The sequence below is a fragment of the Pseudomonas sp. 2995-3 genome (assembly GCF_002742565.1).
GTDB lineage: Bacteria > Pseudomonadota > Gammaproteobacteria > Pseudomonadales > Pseudomonadaceae > Aquipseudomonas > Aquipseudomonas edaphica.
In genome coordinates this window covers 1-298 of sequence record NZ_LJSB01000057.1, presented here as the reverse complement: position 1 = coordinate 298, position 298 = coordinate 1, and the positions used below count along the sequence as shown (strand labels likewise).

The following is a 298-nucleotide window of genomic DNA, read 5'->3' as shown; positions in this document are numbered from 1 at the left end:
CCTAAATCACGAGTTTTCCGTTGCTTATATGCAGGTGTATTTCCGAAAACGAAGATTGGTTCCTGGTTAAAGTGAAAATCCCATAAATAATGCTCAGGATCCTTTGGTTGATCCCCAGGCCAAGGCATCGGATCTTTTTGATGGAGATACTGAAGGATTTTCCAAAAATATGTTCGATAATACTCTAAAGAATTTTCCTCCTGCTCAGGCTCAACAAACACAAATAATCCGTGTCGTGTCTCATTTCCCCCATCAAATAAGCTAAGAAAGTCACTTAAAGTATCTGGCAGAGTGGACC

Annotated in this window: 1 protein-coding gene; it reads right to left on the bottom strand. The window is 40.3% G+C overall.

From position 1 onward, the window contains the following. Positions 1 to 298 (bottom strand): YqcI/YcgG family protein (locus AOA62_RS03330; protein WP_143521718.1); only part of this gene is annotated, 298 nt, incomplete at both ends.